The organism is Secundilactobacillus similis DSM 23365 = JCM 2765 (assembly GCF_001311075.1).
Lineage (GTDB): Bacteria > Bacillota > Bacilli > Lactobacillales > Lactobacillaceae > Secundilactobacillus > Secundilactobacillus similis.
Window position 1 is genome coordinate 1 of record NZ_BBAD01000026.1, and the last position, 22,760, is coordinate 22,760.

26 protein-coding genes are annotated in these 22,760 nt (G+C 44.6%); 19 read left to right on the forward strand and 7 right to left on the reverse strand.

The features are described 5' to 3' along the window. The first annotated feature begins 385 nt into the window (after positions 1 to 385). The 9 genes from JCM2765_RS07580 (at position 386) to JCM2765_RS07615 (ending at position 6,227) form a co-directional block, all read left to right on the forward strand. The gene (locus JCM2765_RS07580) at positions 386 to 646 is read left to right on the forward strand and encodes an NADPH-dependent FMN reductase family protein (RefSeq protein WP_054735730.1); all 261 of its coding nucleotides are present in this window, start codon (positions 386 to 388) and stop codon (positions 644 to 646) included. A gap of 214 nt (positions 647 to 860) precedes the next feature. Continuing rightward, positions 861 to 1,715: an aldo/keto reductase gene (locus JCM2765_RS07585; protein WP_054735732.1), complete on the forward strand. Its 855-nt coding sequence runs from the start codon at positions 861 to 863 to the stop codon at positions 1,713 to 1,715. 12 nt (positions 1,716 to 1,727) lie between these two features. Beyond that, a complete protein-coding gene (locus JCM2765_RS07590; protein ID WP_054735734.1) occupies positions 1,728 to 2,126 on the forward strand; it encodes a MerR family transcriptional regulator in 399 nt (132 codons plus the stop codon). A gap of 39 nt (positions 2,127 to 2,165) precedes the next feature. Continuing rightward, positions 2,166 to 2,816, forward strand: coding sequence for an NAD(P)H-binding protein (locus JCM2765_RS07595; RefSeq protein ID WP_054735736.1), 651 nt, complete (start codon positions 2,166 to 2,168; stop codon positions 2,814 to 2,816). 115 nt (positions 2,817 to 2,931) lie between these two features. After that, positions 2,932 to 3,522 carry a TetR/AcrR family transcriptional regulator gene (locus tag JCM2765_RS07600; RefSeq protein ID WP_054735738.1) on the forward strand — a complete coding sequence of 197 codons (591 nt, stop codon included), beginning with the start codon at positions 2,932 to 2,934 and terminating at the stop codon, positions 3,520 to 3,522. A 70-nt stretch (positions 3,523 to 3,592) separates the two neighbouring features. Further along, a complete protein-coding gene (locus JCM2765_RS07605; RefSeq protein WP_054735741.1) occupies positions 3,593 to 4,171 on the forward strand; it encodes a flavodoxin family protein in 579 nt (192 codons plus the stop codon). A gap of 13 nt (positions 4,172 to 4,184) precedes the next feature. Then, a complete protein-coding gene (locus tag JCM2765_RS16695) occupies positions 4,185 to 4,706 on the forward strand; it encodes an MFS transporter (RefSeq protein WP_082405043.1) in 522 nt (173 codons plus the stop codon). Beyond that, a complete protein-coding gene (locus tag JCM2765_RS16700; protein WP_082405044.1) occupies positions 4,676 to 5,371 on the forward strand; it encodes an MFS transporter in 696 nt (231 codons plus the stop codon). The genes JCM2765_RS16695 and JCM2765_RS16700 overlap by 31 nt, the downstream gene beginning before the upstream one ends. A gap of 112 nt (positions 5,372 to 5,483) precedes the next feature. Beyond that, positions 5,484 to 6,227, forward strand: a complete 744-nt coding sequence (locus JCM2765_RS07615; protein WP_054735744.1) for an SDR family oxidoreductase — start codon at positions 5,484 to 5,486, stop codon at positions 6,225 to 6,227. A gap of 1,309 nt (positions 6,228 to 7,536) precedes the next feature. On the opposite strand, the gene icd is transcribed toward JCM2765_RS07615, so the two are convergent. From icd to JCM2765_RS07630, 4 genes are all read right to left on the reverse strand, one after another. Next, positions 7,537 to 8,799, reverse strand: coding sequence for an NADP-dependent isocitrate dehydrogenase (gene icd / locus JCM2765_RS07620; protein ID WP_054735747.1), 1,263 nt, complete (start codon positions 8,797 to 8,799; stop codon positions 7,537 to 7,539). A 27-nt stretch (positions 8,800 to 8,826) separates the two neighbouring features. After that, positions 8,827 to 9,081 carry an AEC family transporter gene (locus JCM2765_RS19060; RefSeq protein ID WP_369404053.1) on the reverse strand — a complete coding sequence of 85 codons (255 nt, stop codon included), beginning with the start codon at positions 9,079 to 9,081 and terminating at the stop codon, positions 8,827 to 8,829. Between the two features lie 50 nt (positions 9,082 to 9,131). After that, positions 9,132 to 9,737 (reverse strand): AEC family transporter, encoded by a 606-nt coding sequence (locus JCM2765_RS07625; RefSeq protein ID WP_369404054.1) that lies wholly within the window; start codon positions 9,735 to 9,737, stop codon positions 9,132 to 9,134. A 363-nt stretch (positions 9,738 to 10,100) separates the two neighbouring features. Further along, positions 10,101 to 10,556, reverse strand: coding sequence for a universal stress protein (locus JCM2765_RS07630; RefSeq protein ID WP_162231402.1), 456 nt, complete (start codon positions 10,554 to 10,556; stop codon positions 10,101 to 10,103). A 211-nt stretch (positions 10,557 to 10,767) separates the two neighbouring features. Here JCM2765_RS07630 and JCM2765_RS07635 point away from each other — a divergent pair, with 211 nt between their 5' ends. Together JCM2765_RS07635 and JCM2765_RS18750 are read left to right on the forward strand one after the other, a co-directional pair. Beyond that, positions 10,768 to 11,148 carry a hypothetical protein gene (locus JCM2765_RS07635; RefSeq protein WP_054735753.1) on the forward strand — a complete coding sequence of 127 codons (381 nt, stop codon included), beginning with the start codon at positions 10,768 to 10,770 and terminating at the stop codon, positions 11,146 to 11,148. Continuing rightward, entirely contained in the window at positions 11,112 to 11,240 is a 129-nt protein-coding gene (locus JCM2765_RS18750) for a hypothetical protein (RefSeq protein WP_263849372.1), read from the forward strand. Before JCM2765_RS07635 ends, JCM2765_RS18750 begins: the two co-directional genes overlap by 37 nt. A gap of 235 nt (positions 11,241 to 11,475) precedes the next feature. Here JCM2765_RS18750 and JCM2765_RS07640 read toward each other — a convergent pair whose 3' ends face one another. After that, on the reverse strand, positions 11,476 to 11,883 hold the full coding sequence (locus JCM2765_RS07640) for a GtrA family protein (RefSeq protein WP_054735756.1): 408 nt from the start codon (positions 11,881 to 11,883) through the stop codon (positions 11,476 to 11,478). 32 nt (positions 11,884 to 11,915) lie between these two features. Next, a complete protein-coding gene (locus JCM2765_RS07645) occupies positions 11,916 to 12,857 on the reverse strand; it encodes a glycosyltransferase family 2 protein (protein WP_054735760.1) in 942 nt (313 codons plus the stop codon). 371 nt (positions 12,858 to 13,228) lie between these two features. Here JCM2765_RS07645 and wecB point away from each other — a divergent pair, with 371 nt between their 5' ends. Both wecB and JCM2765_RS07655 read left to right on the forward strand, forming a co-directional pair. Then, the gene (wecB, locus tag JCM2765_RS07650; RefSeq protein WP_054735763.1) at positions 13,229 to 14,347 is read left to right on the forward strand and encodes a non-hydrolyzing UDP-N-acetylglucosamine 2-epimerase; all 1,119 of its coding nucleotides are present in this window, start codon (positions 13,229 to 13,231) and stop codon (positions 14,345 to 14,347) included. Beyond that, entirely contained in the window at positions 14,347 to 15,333 is a 987-nt protein-coding gene (locus JCM2765_RS07655) for a YihY/virulence factor BrkB family protein (protein ID WP_054735766.1), read from the forward strand. Before wecB ends, JCM2765_RS07655 begins: the two co-directional genes overlap by 1 nt. A 52-nt stretch (positions 15,334 to 15,385) precedes the next feature. Here the strand turns inward: JCM2765_RS07655 and JCM2765_RS07660 are convergent, their stop codons facing one another. Continuing rightward, the gene (locus JCM2765_RS07660; protein WP_054735769.1) at positions 15,386 to 15,835 is read right to left on the reverse strand and encodes a flavodoxin; all 450 of its coding nucleotides are present in this window, start codon (positions 15,833 to 15,835) and stop codon (positions 15,386 to 15,388) included. A gap of 165 nt (positions 15,836 to 16,000) precedes the next feature. Here JCM2765_RS07660 and recX point away from each other — a divergent pair, with 165 nt between their 5' ends. The 6 genes from recX to JCM2765_RS07695 all read left to right on the forward strand — a co-directional run bounded on the left by recX (position 16,001) and on the right by JCM2765_RS07695 (position 22,701). Continuing rightward, positions 16,001 to 17,044, forward strand: a complete 1,044-nt coding sequence (gene recX, locus JCM2765_RS07665; protein ID WP_054735772.1) for a recombination regulator RecX — start codon at positions 16,001 to 16,003, stop codon at positions 17,042 to 17,044. Between the two features lie 352 nt (positions 17,045 to 17,396). Further along, the gene (gene ntdP, locus JCM2765_RS07670) at positions 17,397 to 17,945 is read left to right on the forward strand and encodes a nucleoside tri-diphosphate phosphatase (RefSeq protein ID WP_054735775.1); all 549 of its coding nucleotides are present in this window, start codon (positions 17,397 to 17,399) and stop codon (positions 17,943 to 17,945) included. Positions 17,946 to 18,017: 72 nt separating this feature from the next. Further along, the gene (locus JCM2765_RS07675) at positions 18,018 to 19,040 is read left to right on the forward strand and encodes an AI-2E family transporter (RefSeq protein ID WP_369404055.1); all 1,023 of its coding nucleotides are present in this window, start codon (positions 18,018 to 18,020) and stop codon (positions 19,038 to 19,040) included. Positions 19,041 to 19,294: 254 nt separating this feature from the next. Beyond that, entirely contained in the window at positions 19,295 to 19,693 is a 399-nt protein-coding gene (gene tagD, locus JCM2765_RS07680) for a glycerol-3-phosphate cytidylyltransferase (protein ID WP_054735778.1), read from the forward strand. A 358-nt stretch (positions 19,694 to 20,051) separates the two neighbouring features. Next, positions 20,052 to 20,648 carry a hypothetical protein gene (locus JCM2765_RS07690; RefSeq protein WP_156301722.1) on the forward strand — a complete coding sequence of 199 codons (597 nt, stop codon included), beginning with the start codon at positions 20,052 to 20,054 and terminating at the stop codon, positions 20,646 to 20,648. A gap of 28 nt (positions 20,649 to 20,676) precedes the next feature. Then, positions 20,677 to 22,701 (forward strand): CDP-glycerol glycerophosphotransferase family protein, encoded by a 2,025-nt coding sequence (locus JCM2765_RS07695; RefSeq protein ID WP_054735786.1) that lies wholly within the window; start codon positions 20,677 to 20,679, stop codon positions 22,699 to 22,701. The last annotated feature ends 59 nt before the right edge of the window (positions 22,702 to 22,760 follow it).

The window sequence follows — 22,760 nt, forward strand, 5'->3', positions numbered from 1 at the left end:
CCGAAGGCGACTCAGACTAATTTTGACAAGGTCGCGAATACTTGACTGACTATAACTATGATCAGGCGTTTGGTGAATCATATTCACCAGTGAACAGTCGGCCCAATCTTTAATGCGGCTGTTTCATGAAGACCACAATTTCGTGGGTGGGATTAACCGAGAAACGTTTAATTTTGAACTTCCAAAAAACTTATTTGACTTTGCGGGTAATTCAGGACGAAACAAGACAATTCCAACGGATTAGTCGATAAACCAACGATATAGTAAGGATGTCCGTTGGTTTAATAAAATAAATTAAAAAAGGCTTGCCTTGGAGTTAAGACCATGGTTTACACTATGGTCATCAGTTAAATAAATCATATCTTTCATCAGATAGAGGTATAACATGGTTATCGTTTATTTTTTCTTATTCCGACCTGACGCAGTCGGCGGTATTGACCGTTCAACGTTTGATGGGGCCAAAGTGGTCCGAATTGAACCGATCAACGCATATCCTAATTCATACAACGAATTGGTTGATGAATCTCGACAAGAAGCGGAAGAACATGTTGCTCATGAAGTCCAACCCACTAATTTTGATTTCTCAAAGAAACAGACGATTTTTGTTAGATTTCCGTCAATTTCACCAACTGCCACTATTCATTGAAAAATTTTTGAACAGTTATGATTTGACCGATAAGAATATTATTTCATTTACAACAAGTACTTCTAGTACAATCAAGGAAAATTTTTCGTTCATGCAACAAATTTGTGCTGCAATTAGCGCGCAACAATTGCCAGGTTTTACAGTGAACACAACGGACGAAATCGCGGACTACTTGACGCAAAACAGTTATATTAAATAAAGGGAGATTACAATGATGGAAACAGTTAAATTAAACAATGGAATCGAAATGCCAACACTAGGATTTGGTGTTTTTCAAATCGCGGACCTGAATATTGCTGAAGAAGCCGTAGCAAATGCCATTCAATCGGGATATCGGTTAATTGATACCGCCGCTTCATACGGTAATGAAGAAGCAGTTGGTAGAGGCATCAAACGAAGTGGCGTGAATCGTGCAGACCTGTTTATTACCACAAAACTGTGGGTTTCAGATACCGGTTACGAAGCAACCAAAAAGGCCGTCGAAACGTCGCTTCGGAAATTACAGCTCGACTATTTAGATTTATACCTGATTCACCAACCATATGGTGATGTCTATGGATCTTGGCGGGCGATGGAAGACCTTAACCGCGAAGGTAAATTGCGTGCAATTGGAGTTTCAAATTTTGAGCCTGATCGGGTTATGGATCTCAGCCTGTATAACGAGATTACACCGGCAGTTAATCAGATTGAAACCAACCCGTGGATGCAGCAGCAAGACGCTGTGAAATTCTTGCACGAGCAAGGAATTCAACCAGAAGCCTGGGCACCATTTGCGGAAGGCAAGCATGAAATTTTCAAGAACCCGGTGATTGCGAAAATTGGACAACGTTACGGTAAATCTAATGGACAAGTAATTTTACGTTGGCTGACACAGCGCGGCATTGTAGCTATTCCTAAGTCAACTCATGTAGCACGGATGGAAGAAAATTTAGATATTTTTGATTTTAAATTGACAGATGCTGAGATTCAACAAATCAATACACTAGATAAGAAGGAAAGTCAATTCTTTGACCACCGTGATCCGGCTGCTGTCCAACGGATCCACAACCTGGTTCGTAACGTTGACTAAAGGGTGAATAAAATGAACATTAACGAAGTCAGTAAAAAATTCGATCTTACAAAGGATACGCTTCGGTACTGGGAACGAATGGGCCTGTTGCCAGAGATTACGCGTAACAAAAGTGGCTACCGCAACTACACGGAACATGATTTGAACTGGGTCTTTTACATTCAAGTGTTGCGTAAGGCCGGCATGTCGGTTGAAGCACTAATTGAATTTGTGAAATTGTACCGCGAGGGAAGCCAGACTGCCGAATCTCGGAAGAGCTTGTTAATAGATCAACAAACCGATTTGAAGGAACAAATGGCTGCAATGAAAAAGACAATCGACTACTTAACCTACAAAATTGATCATTATGAAGATCATACACTCAACTACGAACGGGAAAAATTGGCGTATGAAGGTGACACAGATAAGTAACGATATTTGAATTTAAACATGCACTGGAGGGAAAAAAACATGAATGTATTAATTTTAGCCGCAAACGGCCAAATCGCGCGAATTGTCGAAAATCGAATTTTGAATGAAGACCAATTTAAAGACGTTAAATTAACGCTCGGATTACGTCATGCACAGCGAATGGAAAGTACCGCTGACAACGATCGCGTCAAGGTTGTGGAAGCTGATTTAGGTAATGCAAAGCAGATTAACGAAGCACTCAAAGAGCAAGATTTAGTATTCACAGCCGTTGTCGATCATGATCGGCATAATGCTCCGACGAAAAACGTCATTGTGGGAGCTAAAGCGAATGGAGTTGAACGAATTATTTCGACCAGTTTATTAGGATTATATGATGAAGTTCCTGGTAAGTTTGGCGAGTGGAACCATCAGATGGTAGACAATGGTCTTCCGGCTGCCATTCATGCGGATGAATTATTGGCACAATCAGGAATCAACTACACCACGCTTCGGTTACCATGGCTAAACGATCGAAACGAAGTTAAGTATTCGATTACGCATCGTCATGAGGAATATGTCGGTGTTTCTGGATCACGTCAAAGTATTGCAGACGTGGTACTCAAAATTATTGCAGATCCAAGTTTTGTGGTGAACGATAGTATTGGCATCGCGGATCCAGCCACGCAGGGAAATGATCGACCAGTGTATTAAAGAAAATCAATGAAGATGGCTAGTTGAAGTAGCCGTTTTTATTTTTTTGAATAAATGACTGGTAGTCATTGTTTTGACTTTGTGATGTAGTATACTTCGTTTTGAGGTGAAAACGATGGGAAAACGTGAAGATAACGCCCGGCAAACACGCCAAAAATTATTGGATACCGCCAACCGACTGATTGTCAAAAATGGTTATGAAGACGTCTCGGTAGACAGCATTGTTCAAGAAAGCGGCATTGCAAAGGGTACTTTTTATAATTATTTCCAGCATAAAGAAGATTTAATCTTTGAATTGAGTAAAGCACGTTTCTCTCAAGTCATCGACGAAGAAACGTTTCGGAACTCAAAAGCTGTTGAGGTTATTCAGAGTTATCTCGTAAACTTTATTACAGTGATCTACAAGTCAAACGTTGAATTAACGCGTCAGTGGGTGCGATATATTTCAACGGCGAATACCAGTAATCAGCAAAAATGGCAATTAGATGTTGAATCATTACAGCGATTACTGGAACGACTCGTGACGGATCAGCGATTGCAATCAGATACACCGGTTGCATCGTTAGCAACGGTGTTGTTAACGCAAATGTACGGCGTCATCCTGGCTTGGTGTATTGCCCCAAATAGCGTGAACCCTGTTCAGAGTACGAATGATTTTTGTGAACGACAGGTACCATTGATGTTAGATCAATTTTTAATCGACTGAACCGCTTATATGGCCGTTTAAATTTAACAACAAAAATGACTAATAGTCATAAATAAGGGGGAAACAAGAAATGAAAAATAATAAAGGACGTGGCGCAGTTTCAGACGGACATGACACCAACCGTTATCAACAGCCTGAACGAAAATTAACTAACAATGCAAAAATATTGGTAATCTACTTTTCGCGCGGCGGAAACACTGAACAGCAGGCTCAATTTGCACAACAATATTTAGGTGCAGATCTGTATGAATTAGTAGTGCAGCACCCGTATCCTGCCAATTATTCGGCGTCGGTAAATCGAGCCACACAAGAACGTGAAAGTAGAAATTGGCCGGCACTGGACATACAAGATTTTCCCAATTTAATGCAATATGATCTAATTTTGCTTGGACATCCTATTTGGGCTATGACAATTGCTAACCCGATGCGCTCATTTCTGGAACAGGATGGTGACCGATTAAGCGACAAAAGGGTAGCGTCATTTTCAACTAATGCCGGCTATGGATCGGGAGAAACGCAACGCATACTGAGTGACCTGTTACCGGCTAGTACACGTATTTTAGAAAATTATTCCATTGAAGACGTCGACTTAGATAGAGATCGTCCCCGGTTTACGCGGTGGCTAAACCAAGTCAATTTAAGAAAATAGGAGAATAAGCATCATGCAAATCAAAAATAAATCACTCATGAAATTATCAATTTTGTTGGTATCGGTGATTACCGCATCAGCACCGGCGATCAATGCCAATATCCCTGTACTCGCCAAGGCTTTTCCAACTGTGCCCTTAACGCAAGTTGAGTTACTCACCACGATTCCGTCATTTTTTCTAATGATTGCGTTACTCGTTAGCAACCTGATAGCGAAACAAATTGGACTCAAACAAACCGTGATGATTGGTGTGACTCTGACAGCAATCGCCGGATTGTCGCCGATCATCATCAATAATTTTTGGGCTTTGATGGCGTCACGGGCGATTTTTGGATTTGGGGTTGGGTTGTTTAATTCGCTTTTGGTGATGATTATTAGTCACTTTTTTGAGGGTTCAGAACGAGCACGGACAATTGGTCTGCAAAGCACCTTTGAAGGACTGGGTGGTGTTTTAGTGACGTTTATTGCCGGTCAGCTAGTTCAAATTAACTGGCACATGTCATTTTGGCTTACGCCATTACGATTCCTGCCTTAGTTTTGTTTGGCTTGTTTGTGCCAGCAATTACACCTGAAAAACACACTGGCCGTGAACAAGGCGTCGTCAATGATAGTTCAAGTGAAAAGTCGGCGAAATTGAATATTGGCCGGTATTTACTCTTAATTTTCGTGGTGATTACAGTGTACATGATTATGGGTATTAAAGTCCCAACGTTAATGGTAACAGCAGGCTATGGGACAGCAACAGATGCTAGTTATGTCATACTGGGACTGAGCCTAGGAGCCATGCTGGGTGGCCTCATCTTTGGACGTGTTTATGAATTGCTCAAGACTGCTATTTTTCCGGTATCGATGCTGATACTGGCATTGGCTATGGGATTGATTGCGGTATCGAGTAGCACGGCGTTGACAGTTTTGGGCGGCTTTATTACCGGTGTGGGCATTCGAATGTTTTTCCCATGGGTGCTGAATACGGTGAATGCGAACGGTTCCGGAAGTGCTTTAGGAACGTCATTAATCCTTGTCGCCTATAATCTGGCCGGTTCATTATCGCCTTATTCAGCGCTAGCGATTCAAAGCGTAGGCCATGTAGCAAGTTTGAGAGGTCTATTTTGGGTCATCGTTGGCACTTTTCTGATCCTGACGGTGATTGGCATCATTACTGCAATTACAAGTTCAAAAATTAAACAACAAATCGCATAATACAAAAAATGTACAAAAAACTTGCGTTGGTCCGAGGACCAAGGAATATGATCAATAAGTAAAATAATTGTAGAACATAGTCGGTGAATAAAATTAAGGAGAAATAGATTAAATGACAAAACAAAGTAAGGTAATTGTAATCACGGGGGCTTCAAGTGGCATTGGAGCAGCTTCTGCAGAACTACTGGCGAAGGAGGGCAATCGAATCGTTCTAGCTGGAAGACGCAGTGAGCGTTTGCAGGAAATTACTTCTAGTCTGCTGAGTAAAGGATATGATGCAATTTTTGCGACGACTGATGTCACTTCTAAAAAAAGTGTAGAATCATTGGCAAATGCTGCAATTGAAGAATATGGGAAAATTGACGTTTGGATTAACAACGCCGGATTGATGCCACATTCAGAATTCATCAAAGACCGTGTGGAAGATTGGAATCGAATGATCGACGTTAATCTCCGTGGTGTTTTGTATGGAATTCATGCAGCACTACCAAGCATGCGAAATCAGAAGTCAGGTCAATTTATTAATGTAGCGTCCGTTGCAGCACACAGTGTACATGCTGGTGGTGGTGTCTATAGTGCCACTAAAGCTGGTGTTTGGATGATTTCTGAGGCGCTTCGTCAAGAAGAAGCCGCTGCACAGAGCAATGTCCGGGTGACAGTCGTTTCTCCCGGAGCAATTGCGACAGAGCTAGTTGACAATGTAACAGACAGAACAACTCAGCAAAATTTAGAGAAGTACTATCAACAAACTGCCATTACTCCGGATCGGGTGGCGATGGCAATTACAGAAGCAATTAATCTTCCAGAGGATACGGCAGTGAATGAAATTGTGATTCGGCCAACAAGTCAGGGATAAATTAATGTACATTATTGTGAGACTTTATTATCCCGTGTTTTAAAATCAAGTTAGCTACCCACGCCATCGTTTCAAGAAAATATCAAGACAATATGTCCTGTTATCATTAAAGTTCCTACACAAACAACAAGAAAAGAGGATATCGTCTTGATGCAAAGCAGCTTATTACGTCTCGCCTGTCACCGCTTCACGCTGAGAGGGTATCTAATCGACAGATTGCACTGATCATTGGTGTTTTTCACCAAACAATCGTTAATAAACTGGCTCGTGGCACTGTTAATCAGGTGAAGAAGGTTAATGATAAGCTACATTATTATCGTCAATACATCCCCAAAGCCGCTCAAACGCGTTACGAGATGAATTGACAACATTGTCATCAACTACTCAGGTTGAAACAAGCAGTTAATTTTCTTGCCTACTTTACTCGGCATTTTAAGCAAGATGGTTGGGCACCTGATTGATAGTCGTGATAGCCGATTCAGTCAACTACGCCTACGTTAAATTAGTGCCGAACGGCGATGTCATCAAGACGCTTATAACGGCTCTGAATTCGCTGAACTTGAATCGATTTTCGATGATGTCGCTACAGTCTACTATGCTCATCCCTACCGTTCCAGTAAACGTAGGACCAATGAGGTTCACAACAAGATGGTTCATCGATACTTCCCTAAGCACAACTCTCTAGATACTGTGAGTCTAATTCGGCGTCGCACCATTAAGGTTGCGACTACTGATTAATTGACACAATCATAAATTCAAGTCTTCTCGTTTTAACGAGCGCAAGGTAGCTAACTTGTTCATACAATGTTCTTGCAATTTTGAAACAAAAATCAAAAACACGTTTACCAAGAAGCACCAAGGCAAGTGGTAATTTATCAGAAATATGGACAGAAATCCTATATATTTTGTAAAGACCATCGTAGAAAAATGCGTCACTTTATTTAAATAGTTGAATAAGCAAAGCACCAAGGTATCTTGACCGAATTTTCAAGATACTCTGGTGCTTTTGATTAATTGTCGTTTGTGTCCGGTGTAAATGCCCCTACATGCAGCTCTCAGTCTCGCGCAGCACCATTGGCGTGGTGGCCAGAAAACGCGTGGTTGACAAGCTTATATAACTTCAGGAACCCTAGAAATAACAGTTTAAGTGGCGCCGAATTTTGTAATCTGAGAGCGCCGGTTCTCGTGCGGCTTTGGCGAGCGAAGCAACGACAAACAGCCAACACCCCAAGTACACCCAACACTTACGCTGGACACAAGTGACAGCAAAAAAACGGATTACTAATCAACATAGCAATCCGCTTTAAAACTACAATTGTTCAGCAACATATTCACCAAATTCGCTAGTGCTTAAAATCGTTGCGCTATCAGTTGTGGCAAAGTCCATCGTGACGTGTTGACTAGTAATGGCCTTGGCAATTGCCTGACGAATTTCCGTCGCAACTTCTGACCAGCCGAGGTAGTCAAACATCATGGCACCGGACAGGATAATTGAGGTTGGGTTCAACTTATTTTGACCAGCGAATTGTGGCGCGGTCCCGTGAGTGGCTTCGAAGAGGGCGTGGCCGGTTTGGTAGTTGATATTACCACCGGGCGCAATACCGATCCCGCCAACTTGAGCGGCTAAGGCATCGGAAATGTAGTCACCGTTAAGGTTCATTGTGGCAACGACTTCAAAGTTTTCTGGGTGTAACAGTGTTTGCTGGAAGAAGTTATCGGTAATAACATCGTTAACGATTAACTTACCGGCATCTTTAGCGGCCTTTAATGCCGCATCCGCAGCGTCTGAGCCTTGATCAGCCTTAAGTTGGGCATATTGGTTCATTGTGAAGGCTTGGTCAGCATAGTCGGTTTCAATCAGCTGATAGCCCCACTTTTTAAAGCTCCCCTCAGTTTTCTTCATAATATTGCCCTTATGAACGAGGGTCAGGGTGTGGCGGTTGTGCGCCAGTGCGTGCTCAACAGCTGCACGAACGATTCGAGCTGATCCCTCACTTGAAATTGGTTTGATGCCGAAAGCTGCAGTTTCTGGGAACCGAACTTTTTCAAGTTGATTATAACGAGCCAATAGCTGTTTGAGGTCAGCTGCTTCATCCGTGTTCACATCGGCTTCGATACCGGCGTAGATGTCTTCGGTATTTTCCCGGAAAACGTCGATATTCACGCGTTCTGGGTGCCGGACGGGTGATGGGGTACCATCGTAGTAGGTCACTGGACGATAGCAGGCATACAAGTCTAGTTTTTGCCGCAACGTAACGTTGATTGACCGGTGGCCTTCACCAATTGGGGTTGTGAGTGGTCCTTTGATGCCAACTAGGTGGGTGCGAAGGGCACTCAGTGTTTCGTCAGGGAGCCACTGACCAGTTTGCTGGTAGGCCGTTTCACCAGCGAGAAGTGGCAACCAGTTGACTTGACGTTTGCCAGCATAGGCTTTTTGAACCGCAGCATCAAAAACTTGACGAGCGGCCGCCCAGATTTCAGGGCCGATACCATCACCTTCGATAAATGTAATGGTTGGGTGATCAGGGGTCACTAATTGACGGGCTTGCATGTGAATGGTTTCAGTTGACATAATAGACATCCTTCTCTCTTAAAATAATTAGCTTAAGGCGACTAAAAATACAGCTAGCGTGACAAACGAACAAACAGTGCTCCAAAATTGAGTTGAGGCCAGTTCGGATTCGTGAACGTTGAACTGAATGGCCAAGCTGGTTGGCATCGTTGCTGTTGGAATGGCCAATGTCAAAACAACGATCCGTTGGAGTTCGGATCCGGCACCAGCGGCCATCATAATCAATAAAATAACGATTGGAAAGATCACGTTTTTGCCTAACACGGTTAACACGATTGGCACGTTGATGAGAATCTTCCGGGTGTATAAAACGATCCCGGTGGCGAAGATGGCTAGCCACCAGCGCCCTTGCCGAGCAGTTCAAATGAGCCGGCAATCTGCTCCGGCATTTGCCAACCTAGCAGTGCCAAAATGAAGCCGAGGAGTGCGGCAACCACTAGCGGTTTGCGCAACGTGTTCACGACCCGTGACCCCAGAGAACCATCGCTGCTTAGGGCACCGAAAACGACGGGTAAGATAATGATGTTGATAATCAGGGTGCAGATCCCGATGGTGATGGCGCTTAGCGAATTCCCGAAAATGAGGGGAAGAATAGCTGAACCGATAAATGGCACTGACGGATCAGCCACCGACATCGCGCGCAGTGATGCAATATGTAGCTCGGTGTGAAGGACGTAGCGATAAACCAGTAATAGCAGAACGTAACAGCCAACCATGCTGACTAATAACCAGCCGGCGAGCGGAATATCTTGAATAATGATTTTTCGCGGTGTACTCCAGATACCGGAAAAGACGCTGAGGGGTAACATGAAATTCATGACTAACCGAACGAATTTGCGGCTATCTTGATCATCAAAGTAATCTCGAGCGGCGGCCCAGTACCCTAAGGCAATTGTGACGATGATGGGCAGTAATGCGAAAATTAACGTTTTGAGCAAACTATCATCCCTTTGTGTTATTAAAATTAGATTATAAACTATCTGATTTTATTTGCAATGGTATGATTAATTATTCATTAAATTCAGTCATTTTTATTCAAAATGAATAAAGTGGCGAAAGGTTGATATGATGCGAGTTACGTTGAATTGTTGCTCAATGGGATACTTAAAATATGCAAAGCTAATTGTTTTGTAAACGTTTATTAGTCAACCATTAATTTTTTAGTGTGATTAGATTGAATTTTATTACACCTGAATTTTGCTATAAGTTAAATTAAGATGAGAACAATTGCTGATTTACCGTAATAAAAAACTAACGCCCAAATTCTAATTTTCAGAATTTGGGCGTTAACTTTGGATGATTCAGAAATAATTATTGTGCTTCCGCAACAACGAGGACGTTTGTTTGGGTGGTCCGAACGACACTGGCCGTGGTTGAACCAACGAGTAAGCGGTCCATGCATCCGTCCCAGATTTACCCATCACGATCAAATCAACTTTGTGGTCGTGGGGGAAATCCTCCGCAATTACTTGTTTGGGATTGCCGTGTAAGATTGCCGTTTCGGCAGTGATCCCTTGTTTAGCAGCGATTGCTTGACCCTCTGCCAAAACGTCTTTCGCATGGGTGGTCAGCTCTTCATAGTAACCGCCAGTGTGAGCGATACCAGTACTGGTAACGGAGTAAATAAGGCGTTTATCGTCAATGACGTTAATCAACGTCAACTTTGCGTTGAAGGTTTTAACGAGTTTCAGCGCTTCGTTCAGCGCAAGTTGGGCGTTATGACTGCCATCAAGTGGTACTGCAATGTGTTGATACATTGTAATCAACTCACTTTCCGATGATTTAGTAACCACTTTCATTATACCGTGGTGACGTTGGTAACGTCCAGATGTGGCTCTTCTGGGTTTGTGGTCGTGACCAACTAAATAGATTCAACTATCACGCTGAACCGTAGTGCCGGTGCGGGATTGCTGTATTTCAAGTTTAAAATATGGTATAGTTTTTGTGATAGAAAATGAGGGATATGCCGTGGAAAAATTAGACTTTTATAAGCACCATATTGAGACGTCATTAATTGATATTATGAATACCCGGGCTCAGGATAATAATTTCGAGCGGCAGTGGATTCAGTTACACGTGCCGAACCGGGATCTTCAGTACGCGATTTCGCAACTCAACACGCTCAGTTTAAAGCTGTTGCGTCAGATTCAACTGCTGGGGCCAGTGAGCGAAACGGACCTTGTCCAAGCTCTGGATCTAGGGCTGGGTGTGATCTCTAAAAACGTCAACAAGCTGGTTCGGTTAGCTTCGCCAACAAAACGGGCGTGGTTAGCAGTCAGGCAGTCTACCAGCTGTCAAAAACGGGGAACCGAGTGGCAATGGTTCAAAAGCAACTCGATGACCTACTAGATAAGCAACACGAGGAACTGGTATCGCATTATACGCCCGAACAGTTGGAACTGGTGGCGACTTTTTTGAAGGAGTTGCAGGAAGGGCATTAGAGTGCGGAACGAAGCGCTTTGCTTCGTTCCGCACGTTTCGGCGTGGTGACCTAAAGGCACTAACGATGACAAACTACTGAATGAAAATAGAACGACTAATAGTTGAGCTTACGCTAAGCCGAAACAGACGTTGCCTTCCAGACGACACTAATCGATAAGCGCAACACCTAACCACAGTAAAACGGTCCAGCCTGATGTTCTCCATCAAGCTGGACCGTTTCATATTCATCAAAATTCAAGGCTTCTTAAAAATAAACCACTTTGAGAAAAAGTAATTCAACAAAATCACCACAACTTGATCAATAATCTTGACCAACAAAGCGTTACCTGACAATAACGTGATCCCAATCCAAAGAATCAACATATCAATGACCAACGAAGCGAGTCGGAACCCGAAGAAGGAAAAAGTTTCCCACACAAAGGTTTTGAGTTCAAACGATTTCGAATGAAAGACCCAGAGCTTATTGGTAATGAACGCAAACAAAACGGACAGGAACCAGGCGATGGCGTTGGCAACCTGATAGTTCATGTGGTGGTAAAGGGCGAAGAAGACCACCGTGTTGATGACAGTGGTTAAGCCACCAAAAAAGAGGTAGCTGATCGCAGATTCATAACGGTGGTAAAGGTTCATAATCGATTTCATATTTTAAATAGTCCTAACTAAAGTGAATGACGCTATTTGCGTTCTTTAATGATGTACTTTGGGCGGTGCTTGGTTTCAAGGTAAATTTTATTGATGTACTCGCCAACGATCCCTAGACAAAAGAGTTGAATGCCGCCTAAAAGCAGGATAATGGAGACCATGGATGGCCAACCGGCGACAGGATCGCCGACCAAGAGTGCGCGAACAACCACCACGATCAAACCGATAACGGCCAAAATAAAGGAGGCCCCCCCGACCCAGGTCGCAATTTTTAAAGGGACGTCGGAAAAATCAATGATGCCTTCGATGGCGTAGTTAAATAATTGCATCAGTGACCAGTGAGTATCACCAGCTGCACGGGGTTGACTCTCGTACGTCAGGTATTTAGTTCGGAAACCGACCCAAGAGAAAATGCCCTTGGAAAACCGGTTATATTCAGGTAGTGACGTGATTGCATCGACCATTTGGCGGGTCATCAAGCGGTAGTCACGAGCGTTTGGCTCAATATGTACCTCGGAGATGGCGTCGTTGATTTTATAAAATTTAGTGGAGAGGTAGGCCCGAAACCGGCCTTGTCCCCGACGTTTCTTTTGAATGGTGCCCACACAATCGTATCCGTGATTTTCAATCAAGTCGATCATTTGCGGGAGTAGCTCTGGTGGATCTTGTAAGTCAACGTCCATGACGGCAATCAAATCACCGGTGGCAGCATCTAGTCCAGCTGCCAGTGCGGGTTCTTTGCCGAAGTTGCGTGAAAACGACAGGTAATGGACGGTTTCTGGATGCGCGGCTTGCAGTTGCTTGAGGATGGTCAACGTGTGATCACTGGAGCCGTCATCAATAAACGTATATTCAGGTTGATAACGTGGTTCGTCAGTATTAATCGTGGCGAAAACCTTTGTGACCGCATCAAAAAAGAGCATGATGGACGGTTCCTCATTGTAGCAGGGAACAATCAGACTGACGGTGCGCATAGCAAATCTTCCTTTCGAACAGTTTAGGCTTTATTTTACGTCAAAAGGGGAGGGGGCGCAAATCTGTGGTATACAAGAAACTGAGCGATGTTGAATTGAATTAATTTGCGATATTATGGCTGATAGTTGGCTGATCACGTGGTGTTAGACGGGTTAAGTTGAATTTGTTGAAATGAATTGAGCTGTTTAACTAGGGTTACAATTGGTTATTCAGCGGGAAATCGTTGCTAAATCTTTACCGAATTTTTAGATTACTTTCACGATTGAGCGCATTAAAGGTCGTGGTTGATAGTGGTTAATCAAAAAAGTCTACGAACCAGTTGGAATTTGGTATAATTGGGGAGACTATATTACAGATACGGAGGTTCACTATGGCACAACGAATCAAGGTAATGACGGTATTTGGTACCCGACCTGAAGCAATCAAGATGGCCCCAATTGTCTTAAAAATGGCACAACAACCGACAATTTTTGAACCGGTTACGGTGGTAACGGCTCAGCACCGCGAGATGCTGGATCAAGTGCTAGCCATTTTTCACATTCAACCTGCGTATGATTTAAACATTATGCAACCTAACCAAACCTTGGCACAGATCACCAGCCGGGTGTTGACCCAGTTGGATTCGATTATTGATACGGAAAAGCCCGATATCATTCTAGTGCACGGCGATACAACGACGACGTTTGCGGCCAGTGTGAGTGCGTTTTATCATCAAATTCCACTGGGCCATGTCGAGGCTGGTCTCAGAACTTGGGATAAGTATTCACCATATCCAGAAGAAATGAATCGCCAGTTAACGGACGTGCTAAGTGACGTGTACTTTGCGCCAACGACGCTCAGTCAACAAAATTTGGAGAAGGAAAATCACCCCAAAGATGCCATTGTCGTGACTGGTAACACGGCAATTGATGCGCTTCAACAAACGGTTAGTGCTGATTATCATCACGCGGTTTTAAACGATATTGACCCCAAACAAAAGGTGATTTTATTAACCATGCACCGGCGTGAAAACCAGGGTGCACCAATGGAACGGGTTTTCAAAGCGATTCGGCAAGTGGTCGAAACCCACCCAGATACTGAACTCGTTTACCCGGTTCACTTGAGCCCACGAGTTCAGAAAGTGGCCCAACAAGAGTTAGCAGGTGTTGACCGGGTTCACTTGATTGAACCGCTTGATGTGGTTGATTTTCATAATTTAGCGGCGCGGAGTTACCTGATTATGACGGACTCTGGCGGCGTTCAAGAAGAGGCGCCATCATTAGGTAAACCAGTCTTAGTGTTACGGGATGAAACGGAACGGCCAGAAGGGGTCACTGCCGGCACGTTGAAGTTGGTCGGTACCGATCCCGAACGAGTCACGGAAGCGATGACGACCTTATTAACGGATGAGGCCGCTTATCAACGAATGGCTGAAGCGAAGAATCCGTATGGTGATGGCCATGCTTCCGAACGGATCTTGGATGCAATTCAGTCACGGTATGCGAAGTAATGGCTGCCAACGATCCACAACAAACTAAGCATGATTGGTTGGCGTTTGTGAAGTTTTTTTGGCAACGGTATCTCCGTGCTAATATTAGTGATTCAGCAGCCGTGCTGTCCTATTACATGTTGTTGTCGGTGTTTCCAATCATGCTGATTGCCGGAAACCTGATTGCCTACCTCAAGTTCGATACGACGCGAATTTTGGGCTATATCGAACCACTGCTGCCAGAACCCGTCTTCCAAACCATGTCGCCCATTATCCGCTCGTTTTTGGAGCAGGGGAGTACCGAAACGTTCTCGTTAGGAATCTTGGTGACGATTTGGTCGGCTGGTCGAGCAGTATCGGCATTTCAGCGGAGTATTGATCAGGCTTATGGTATCAAAACGCCGAATGCGATTTTTAGCCGGTTTTTCTCGTTTCTGTTTATTTTGCTCATTATCATTGCGATTGTTCTGATTGGCTTGCTGTTTAGTTTGAGCGAGTGGTTGGGCGAAATTTTGAAGCCGTGGCTCTCCATTTCCAATCAGTTCACGGATCTTGTGGGCAGTGTCCGATGGCCGATTTCGTTTGCGGGCATTTTACTGCTGAGTGCTGTTTTATACGCAGTGGTCCCATCGGCTAAGGTAAAGTTACGCTACGTGTGGCTTGGGGCACTGGTGACAACGGTGGGCTGGTTAGCGCTTGCGCAAGGCTTTTCGATTTACATTAGTTACTTTGCCCGAAACATCACGGGTTATAAAACCATTGGGACGTTCGTGGTGTTATTGATTTGGATGAACGTTTCTAGTTTGATTTTGTTGATTGGTGGCGTAGTGAACGCCACGATTCAAGAGTGGCGACAGGGGAAGATTGAAGCGTTGAACCTGTCAGCAACCATTATGAATCAGGCCCGAACCCTTCATCGCAAACAACAACTGGCGGCTAAGAAACGGCGGCGACCTAAGTCTAAAAAGGGTGCCGAACGGTCAGCTAAACCGCGACGAAAGCAATAAAAAATCCAGATGATTAAGTGCTAATCATCCGGATTTTTAATTTGGTAGTGAATTAAGCCGTTGCCTTTTCAACAAGTTGATGCGTAAAGGCATCGAGTTTTTCAATGTCACTTTCGTCTGGTTCGAGGTCGATCTTGAGGTTGTCAGCACCCTGGGTTGCGCCAGCCTTCTTTAAGGCTTCACCGAAGGCGTCAACGGCAACACAGAAGTCATCCTCGTAGAAGACGTCGCCAGAACCGGCAACGCCGTAAACTTTGCCCGTTAAGTTGATATCGGCGAGGTCGTCGTAAAAGTCCATGCCTTCTTCTGGCAATTGACCTTCGTCGTAAGTGTAAGGACAAACAACGCAAATATCAGCATCTGTAAAGTCATCGGCATCAGTTTGTGAAATCTCTGATTCGGTGACGTCGATCCCTAATTTTTCAAATTGTTCGCTGATAATATCAGCAATATCTTCGTTATTACCTGTAATGGTTGCAAAAACAACGCGTGCAACAGTCATTGAACTCAGCTCCTATCAAGAAATCGTGTTAGCCTTAGTATAGCATAGTTCTCGTGGGAGAAAAGAGCCGCGATTTGGTGGAAAATACCGGGTAACTTACCTCAATCCCAATATGAAGCCCATTACACGATTGAAATCAAAATCAGAAAGGAATCCTCACTGCTTATGACGGATCATCATTTTAAACCAATTCGAATTACCGATGTCCCGGATCCTGATCAACCCGCTCGGCGTCGGCAACCAGTCACGCCACCGACAAGCAAATCGGAGCGCGCCAAATCAGTTAGACAGCGCGGTGACACAGAAACGCGGCAACGTTCCAAGCAGCCCGCTAAGCAACGTGTTCAGCGACTGAAAACGGCTGGTAGCGACCGAGTCGCTGAAATTGTGGCACAACATCAGCAAGAAACGCAGGGCGTTGTGACCAAAATTGAAGCTCAGAAGCGTCCTGGTCGCTATAACGTTTACGTTGACGATCGCTATGCATTCCCAATCAGCGAAGAAGTCATGTTGCGATACCGGGTGTTTAAGGGCAGTGAAGTCACGGCTGAGTTGGCCAAAGAGCTTGAATCAGCTGACAATGAGTCCAAGGCCTGGGATGCGGCGTTAACGTACTTGTCGTATCAGCAACGAACCGAAAAAGAAATTCGGGCGTATCTCGTTAAAAAGGAGGTCCCTGAAGCTTTTCACGACCGGGTCGTTGATCGGTTGAAGTCTGAACGGCTCCTAGACGATGCCCAATATGCTGTCAGTTATGTTCGAACCATGAAACGCACGAGTGATAAGGGCCCCAGTGTGATTCGGCGCCAACTTATTCAACGTGGTGTTCAAGCGAACTTCATCGAAGCCGCATTACAAAACGAGTATTCGTCTAGTGAGCAACTTGATCAAGTCATGACGTTGATCGAAAAATTGAAACGCCAGTATCGCAAACAAACGCCATCGCTACAAAAACAAAAAGTCCATCAACGATTGATGGAAAAGGGGTTTTCGGGGGATGTCATCGCAAGCGGGTTGGCAGAAACCGAGTTTTCGATGGATCAAGACCTCGCTAATGAATTACTGGATGCGCAGGCGCAGAAACTTTGGCGACGATATGCTGGCAAGGCGTTCAGAGAACGACAATTGAAAGTTCGGCAGGCGTTGTATCGTAAAGGGTTTGAGAGTGATGCGATTTCTCGGTGGTTGGCGGAACAGGCGGATGAGTGAGTTGTGGTGGTTAAGCTAGCTGGAATCTCGTCTGTGATGTTGCGGAAATTGGCAACGATTTTCGGCTTGATGGGAGCTGACAATCATTGAGTTTAGTGACGTAGTTGAAGCGAATACTTTGAGTTTTTTCGGCCACCACGCCGAAACGTGCGGAACGAAGCAAAGAACTATGTGTAAGGGGGACTAAGGTAAAACTGGCTAAAGTTCAGCCAGCTTTACCTTAGTCCCCCTTACACGCCGTTCTTTAGGCGCTTCGTTCCGCACTCTGTCCTTTTCCCCCACCCTCACTTATGTTATAATGACAGATGAATTTTCATTAAATCATACCCGATGCTTGGAAAGTAGGGTTAATATGGCGCGCGAAGCTAGAGGACCTAAGGAAGGCGACTTCATTACGATCAAAAGCTATAAGCACGACGGAAGTTTGCATCGAACTTGGCGCGATACAATGGTACTCAAAACAAGCGAGAACGCCCTCATTGGGTGTAACGACCACACGTTAGTCATTGAAGATGATGGCCGACGTTGGGTCACTCGTGAACCGGCAATCGTTTATTTCCATAAACACTATTGGTTTAATGTCGTCGCAATGATTCGGGACAACGGGATTTCGTACTACTGTAACCTCGCGTCACCGTTCGTTTTAGACAAAGAAGCATTAAAGTATATTGATTATGACTTAGACGTTAAGGTTTTTCCTGACGGTGAAAAACGGCTACTCGATGTTGACGAGTACGAAGTTTTTAGCCGCCGCTGGAACTATCCGCCAGAAATTGACAAGATTTTGAAGGCAAACGTGCTGATCCTTGTGGATTGGATCAACAACCGCAAGGGGCCGTTTTCTAAAGAATACGTTGATTTATGGTATTCACGCTATCTCGAGCTTTCCCGCCGAAAGTAATGAGTTGTCGACTAAAACGAGGTCGGGCTGATGCCTGACCTCGTTTTAGTTTGAAATTAAGGAGGTGTGCGGATGCGAAACTGGTTGCAACAGTCAAAGCTCCTCTTCTGGACGCTAGAATTACTGATTGGCGCAACGTTGATTTGGGTTTGTACCAAAATCGACTTTGTGTTCTCGCCAATTGGCACGTTTTTTCGGACAATTTTTATGCCGATTTTATTAGCTGGTATTTTGTTTTACTTATTAAATCCAATCGTAAAACTACTGCAACGCGTTAAGATTGGCCGTTTTCACTTTAATCGAACCGGTGCGGTAGCGGTGATTTTTCTGGCACTGGCAGGCATTCTAGTGGGTGGCATTGGTTGGCTGGTGCCGCGGTTGATTCAACAGGTGGCCAACCTGATGAATCATATTCCAGCCATTGTTCGAATTATCCAACAGGGCCTAAACGACACCAATACGCATCTGAGTCACATCGAATGGCTCCAAAACGTTGATTTTCAACAGTACGCGGATCAGTTAGAAAAGGGGCTTTCGAATTACGCCCAGACCTTCATGAACGGCCTGACTAACGGTCTCGGGACCGTGATCGGTTTAGCCACTAGTGTGACGATCGTCGCGGTTACCGTGCCCGTCATGTTGTTTTACATGTTAAAGGATGGTCCCAAGTTAATGCCAGCGATTCGGCGGTTATTGCCAGAAAAGCACGCGGATCAAACGATGACGTTATTGGTGAAGATGAGCCAAACTTTGTCCCGCTATATTGGCGGTCAAGTAATCGAATGTCTCTTCGTTGGCACGTTCACGTCAATTGGGTTTTCACTAATTGGTGAAAAATACGCCCTGTTGCTTGGCATCTTTGCCGGCATGTGCAACATCATCCCGTACGTTGGCCCCTATATTGGAGTGCTACCAGCGTTGATTGTTGGTCTTGAAAACGGCTTGATGCAGGTCATTGCCGTGTTGATCGTAACCGTGATCGTGCAGCAAGTTGACGGGAACTTCGTTTATCCTAACGTGATTGGCCGGAGCCTCAACATTCACCCCCTGACGATCATCGTGATCCTGTTAGTTGCCGGCAACATTGCGGGCTGATTGATGATTCTCGGGGTACCACTCTACGCCGTTGTTAAGGTAGTTGTGGGCTACATTTATCACATCTGGCGATTACCACAAGAAGCTGCTAGTCAGGAGACGAAGAACGTTAAAAATTCTTAAGGTTTGGTTAGGTCGATTAAGAATTCCCTTACCAGTTGTTTTGTTACGGGGTGTTTTATGCTATTATAGTCGAGTTAGGACTCAGCGAATTAATCCAATAATAGGTAAGCAGGAGATTTCATGAAAAAGTAATTACGTACGGGACCTTTGATCTATTACACAAGGGCCATGTTAGACTATTGAAGCGCGCCAAGGCGTTAGGGGACCACTTGACGGTTTGCTTGTCATCTGATGAATTTAACGCCGTTAAGGGCAAGAAGGCTTATACGTCATACGAAGATCGGAAGTATATCCTTGAAGCAATCCGCTACGTTGATGAAGTGATTCCAGAAAAGAACTGGGACCAAAAAATCAAGGACGTTCAAGATAACGACATCGATATTTTTGTGATGGGCGATGACTGGAAGGGTAAGTTTGACTTCTTGAAGGATTACTGTGAAGTTATCTACTTGCCACGGACAGAAGGCATTTCAACCACTAAGATCAAAGAAGACCTTGGTTTGAAAGCTGAAGCGGACTGGAAAGAATAAGCAGCATCAATTAATGCTCGACACCAGAGTATAACTGCAATGGGCAAGGATTCTGGAGCTGAATCCTTGCCTTTTTCGTTAGGGTGTCGTTAATCAATAGGCAAAAAGTGAGGAAGCAGATGGAACAGGCATTCTTTTTGGTAACGTCACTTGCAGGGCTTAAAAAACTGACGTTCCAACAAAAAATTAAAGCGTTACTTGAAGAACACGTTCAAATTACGGCGTTGCTAGCAATTGTTCAATTTGATGAATATGAAATTGCCCGGCAAACGTTACAAGCAATGGTCAAACCAGAACAGGCTGCCCAGTTTGAGATTCGAACCATGGCAGAATTAGTGCCAATACGTCAGGGGTTGCTTTGCGGGCAGAAGACCAATTTAATGATGATTTTGAAACCCTACCAAGCAAACAGTTTGCGACCCAAACAATCGCAAATGGCACGATTCACCGCTACATTGATGCGGGTGAGATCGTTGCTGAAACGGTAACGGATGCCACCCAAACGCCATTAATGAAGACCCGGTTAGTCGATAACCAACCCGTTCAAAGTGTCGTCTATGAAGATCAACGTCCTGCTGGGATGATGACTTATCAAGATGGTGTGATCGAACAAGCGATGTTACTGAACGCACAGGGGGAACTCGTTTACCGGTTTATTCGGCACCAACATCCAGTGACCTATGCATATGATATGGGCCGGACTTCTAAACTGGTGTTTACCAACCTGCTATCGGAAACTGACGATCAAAAGCACGTGGTTTATCAGGCAGCTGAAGACCGCGCTGACTACGAGGTGATCGACCACGTCGGTTACCACCGGTTCAGTGATGCGTACGAATTTTACGCTCAGTTGTTGCAAACGACGGTTCCTGAGGGTGCAGAGATCTTTATTGACCTCAACGATAACCCCAAGCTAGTCGAGCACCTACCACAACAGTTGATTTTTAACTACTAATCAATCTTACAAGAAGGAGTCGTTCCGCGTGCGTGCGATATTATCAGGGCTACACCAAAAAAAGAAAAAACAAGAACTAGAATTTGAACTCATCGACGTTCCGGGATCCTTTGACCAATTGCGGGTCACGTTTCTTGAAACAACGAGTTTAGCGACCATTACGTTCCCAGTGACAAAGGTGATCGATAACAACCTTGTCCGGGTTCGCGTGGATCCAGAGCAACTTCAATTTAAAGCGTTTGATCAAAGTGAATTTACTTGGCAAATGTTTTTTGCCTTTGAAGCGAACTCAGAGCGGGTTATTCTGCAGGTTGAAAGTGAATATTTGAGTGATCGGCATCAGTTATCCTTGACGAGTTACTATCAATTTAACTCGGATTCTGAGGGCATGGCGACCTTTAACATTCACACGAAGCAGTCCGAAGATGAGTTTAGTATCAACTCGGTCAACTTGTTGAACGACCAGTTGCAGATTACCGGTTATAACCGGATCAACGGGCAGCCAATTGTTGACCAAAAAGTGATTTTAAAGAGTCGTCATTCCGATGCTAACCTCTCTTACCCAACTGATAAGGGCAGCTTGCGGGGAATGTTTAACGTTTCGATTCCACTGTCTGATCTACCAACGGATTCCGTTGAAGATGTTTACATTCAGTACATGATTGGCACTCGTGAAATCAACCAACACTTGATTTTAGCACGGTCGTTAGCAGGGCAAAATACCCAAGCGGTGTTACCCGGCGGGCGCATGGTGCTGATTGAAAAGAACTACCATAATGGCATCGTGATCAAAGAGTTCCCAGCACCATCATTTGGCGAAAAGTTGGGGGCTGTACCTCAAAAATTCCAGTCAGTATGGGGCTTGGGTAAAACCATCCAAGACAAGCTTAACCTGCAACGGATGCGGTGGTTATTCAAGTCTGGGCACCGACCATTTGAACAACCGACCATTGTGTTTGAAAGCTTTGGTGGTCGTCAGGTGAGTGATAGTCCGTACGCCATTTACCGGCTGTTTAGCGAACTATATCCTGGCTTTAACTTCGTTTGGTCGATTGACCGTAGCGTTAAAGGGTTCTGTAAAGCCAACAACATCCCTTACGTCATTCGGCGGACCTCTAAGTGGGTGCGGACGTTAGAGAAGGCCACTTACTGGATCAGTAACGCCCGCTTCCCAGCCTGGGTCAAGAAGCCTAATTACGTGACTTATATCCAGACTTGGCACGGGACGCCGCTGAAGAAGTTGGGCTTAGATATTGAAAACGTGTCGATGCCGGGCACCACGACCAGCAAGTACCACGCGAACTTCGTTAAGGAAGCGAACCGTTGGGATGCACTGGTCTCACCAAATGATTACTCAACCCAAATCTTCCGGTCGGCCTTTGGGTTTAACAACCAGATTTTAAAGGTGGGGTATCCACGAAACGATGAACTCATTAATTCGTCGACGAGTGATATCGAAGAATTAAAGGTGAAGTTAGGCATTCCGTTAGACAAGAAGGTCGTTTTATACGCGCCAACTTATCGGGATAACCAATTCGCTGAAAAGGGTAAATACACCTTTGAACTGCCATTTAGCTTGGATGATTTCAAGCAGCAGTTTGGTGAGGATACGGTTTTGATTTTACGGATGCACTACTTGATTGCTAATGCGTTAGACATTAGTGACTACACGGACTTCGTTTACGATTTCTCAAGTCATCCAGATATTTCAGACCTGTACCTCGTCTCAGATATGCTGATCACCGATTACTCATCCGTGTTCTTCGATTATGCCTACCTGAAGCGGCCAATTTTGTTCTATCCGTACGATTACCACTTGTACAAGGACGAATTGCGGGGCTTCTACCTGAACTACGAAAAGGACCTCCCAGGCGCCATTGCCAACAACGAGACCGAACTACTCGCTGGGGTGGCAGATTGCTTGAAGCAGCCTGATATGAGTAATGATAAACAGTTTATGAAGTTCTACGACCGGTTCTGTGCGATTGATGATGGGCTGAGTTCCCTGAAGGTCGTCAACTACGTCGTGCACCAAATTGAAAAGAACGGTTAATAAAGGCCGTAGTGAGATCCCAATGGTTAGTTGTTGATGACCAGTGGGATTTTTCGCTA

Coding starts and splice junctions, on each gene's coding strand:
- JCM2765_RS07600 (WP_054735738.1), top strand. CDS start 2,932: ATGGGAAAACGTGAAGATAACGCCCGGCAAACACGCCAAAAATTATTG.
- ntdP (WP_054735775.1), top strand. CDS start 17,397: ATGGCGCGCGAAGCTAGAGGACCTAAGGAAGGCGACTTCATTACGATC.
- JCM2765_RS07580 (WP_054735730.1), top strand. CDS start 386: ATGGTTATCGTTTATTTTTTCTTATTCCGACCTGACGCAGTCGGCGGT.
- JCM2765_RS07615 (WP_054735744.1), top strand. CDS start 5,484: ATGACAAAACAAAGTAAGGTAATTGTAATCACGGGGGCTTCAAGTGGC.
- JCM2765_RS07595 (WP_054735736.1), top strand. CDS start 2,166: ATGAATGTATTAATTTTAGCCGCAAACGGCCAAATCGCGCGAATTGTC.
- JCM2765_RS07675 (WP_369404055.1), top strand. CDS start 18,018: ATGCGAAACTGGTTGCAACAGTCAAAGCTCCTCTTCTGGACGCTAGAA.
- JCM2765_RS07605 (WP_054735741.1), top strand. CDS start 3,593: ATGAAAAATAATAAAGGACGTGGCGCAGTTTCAGACGGACATGACACC.
- JCM2765_RS07590 (WP_054735734.1), top strand. CDS start 1,728: ATGAACATTAACGAAGTCAGTAAAAAATTCGATCTTACAAAGGATACG.
- JCM2765_RS07640 (WP_054735756.1), bottom strand. CDS start 11,883: ATGAAATCGATTATGAACCTTTACCACCGTTATGAATCTGCGATCAGC.
- JCM2765_RS07660 (WP_054735769.1), bottom strand. CDS start 15,835: ATGACTGTTGCACGCGTTGTTTTTGCAACCATTACAGGTAATAACGAA.
- JCM2765_RS07630 (WP_162231402.1), bottom strand. CDS start 10,556: ATGTATCAACACATTGCAGTACCACTTGATGGCAGTCATAACGCCCAA.
- JCM2765_RS16695 (WP_082405043.1), top strand. CDS start 4,185: ATGCAAATCAAAAATAAATCACTCATGAAATTATCAATTTTGTTGGTA.
- icd (WP_054735747.1), bottom strand. CDS start 8,799: ATGTCAACTGAAACCATTCACATGCAAGCCCGTCAATTAGTGACCCCT.
- JCM2765_RS07655 (WP_054735766.1), top strand. CDS start 14,347: ATGGCTGCCAACGATCCACAACAAACTAAGCATGATTGGTTGGCGTTT.
- JCM2765_RS07645 (WP_054735760.1), bottom strand. CDS start 12,857: ATGCGCACCGTCAGTCTGATTGTTCCCTGCTACAATGAGGAACCGTCC.
- wecB (WP_054735763.1), top strand. CDS start 13,229: ATGGCACAACGAATCAAGGTAATGACGGTATTTGGTACCCGACCTGAA.
- JCM2765_RS07585 (WP_054735732.1), top strand. CDS start 861: ATGGAAACAGTTAAATTAAACAATGGAATCGAAATGCCAACACTAGGA.
- recX (WP_054735772.1), top strand. CDS start 16,001: ATGACGGATCATCATTTTAAACCAATTCGAATTACCGATGTCCCGGAT.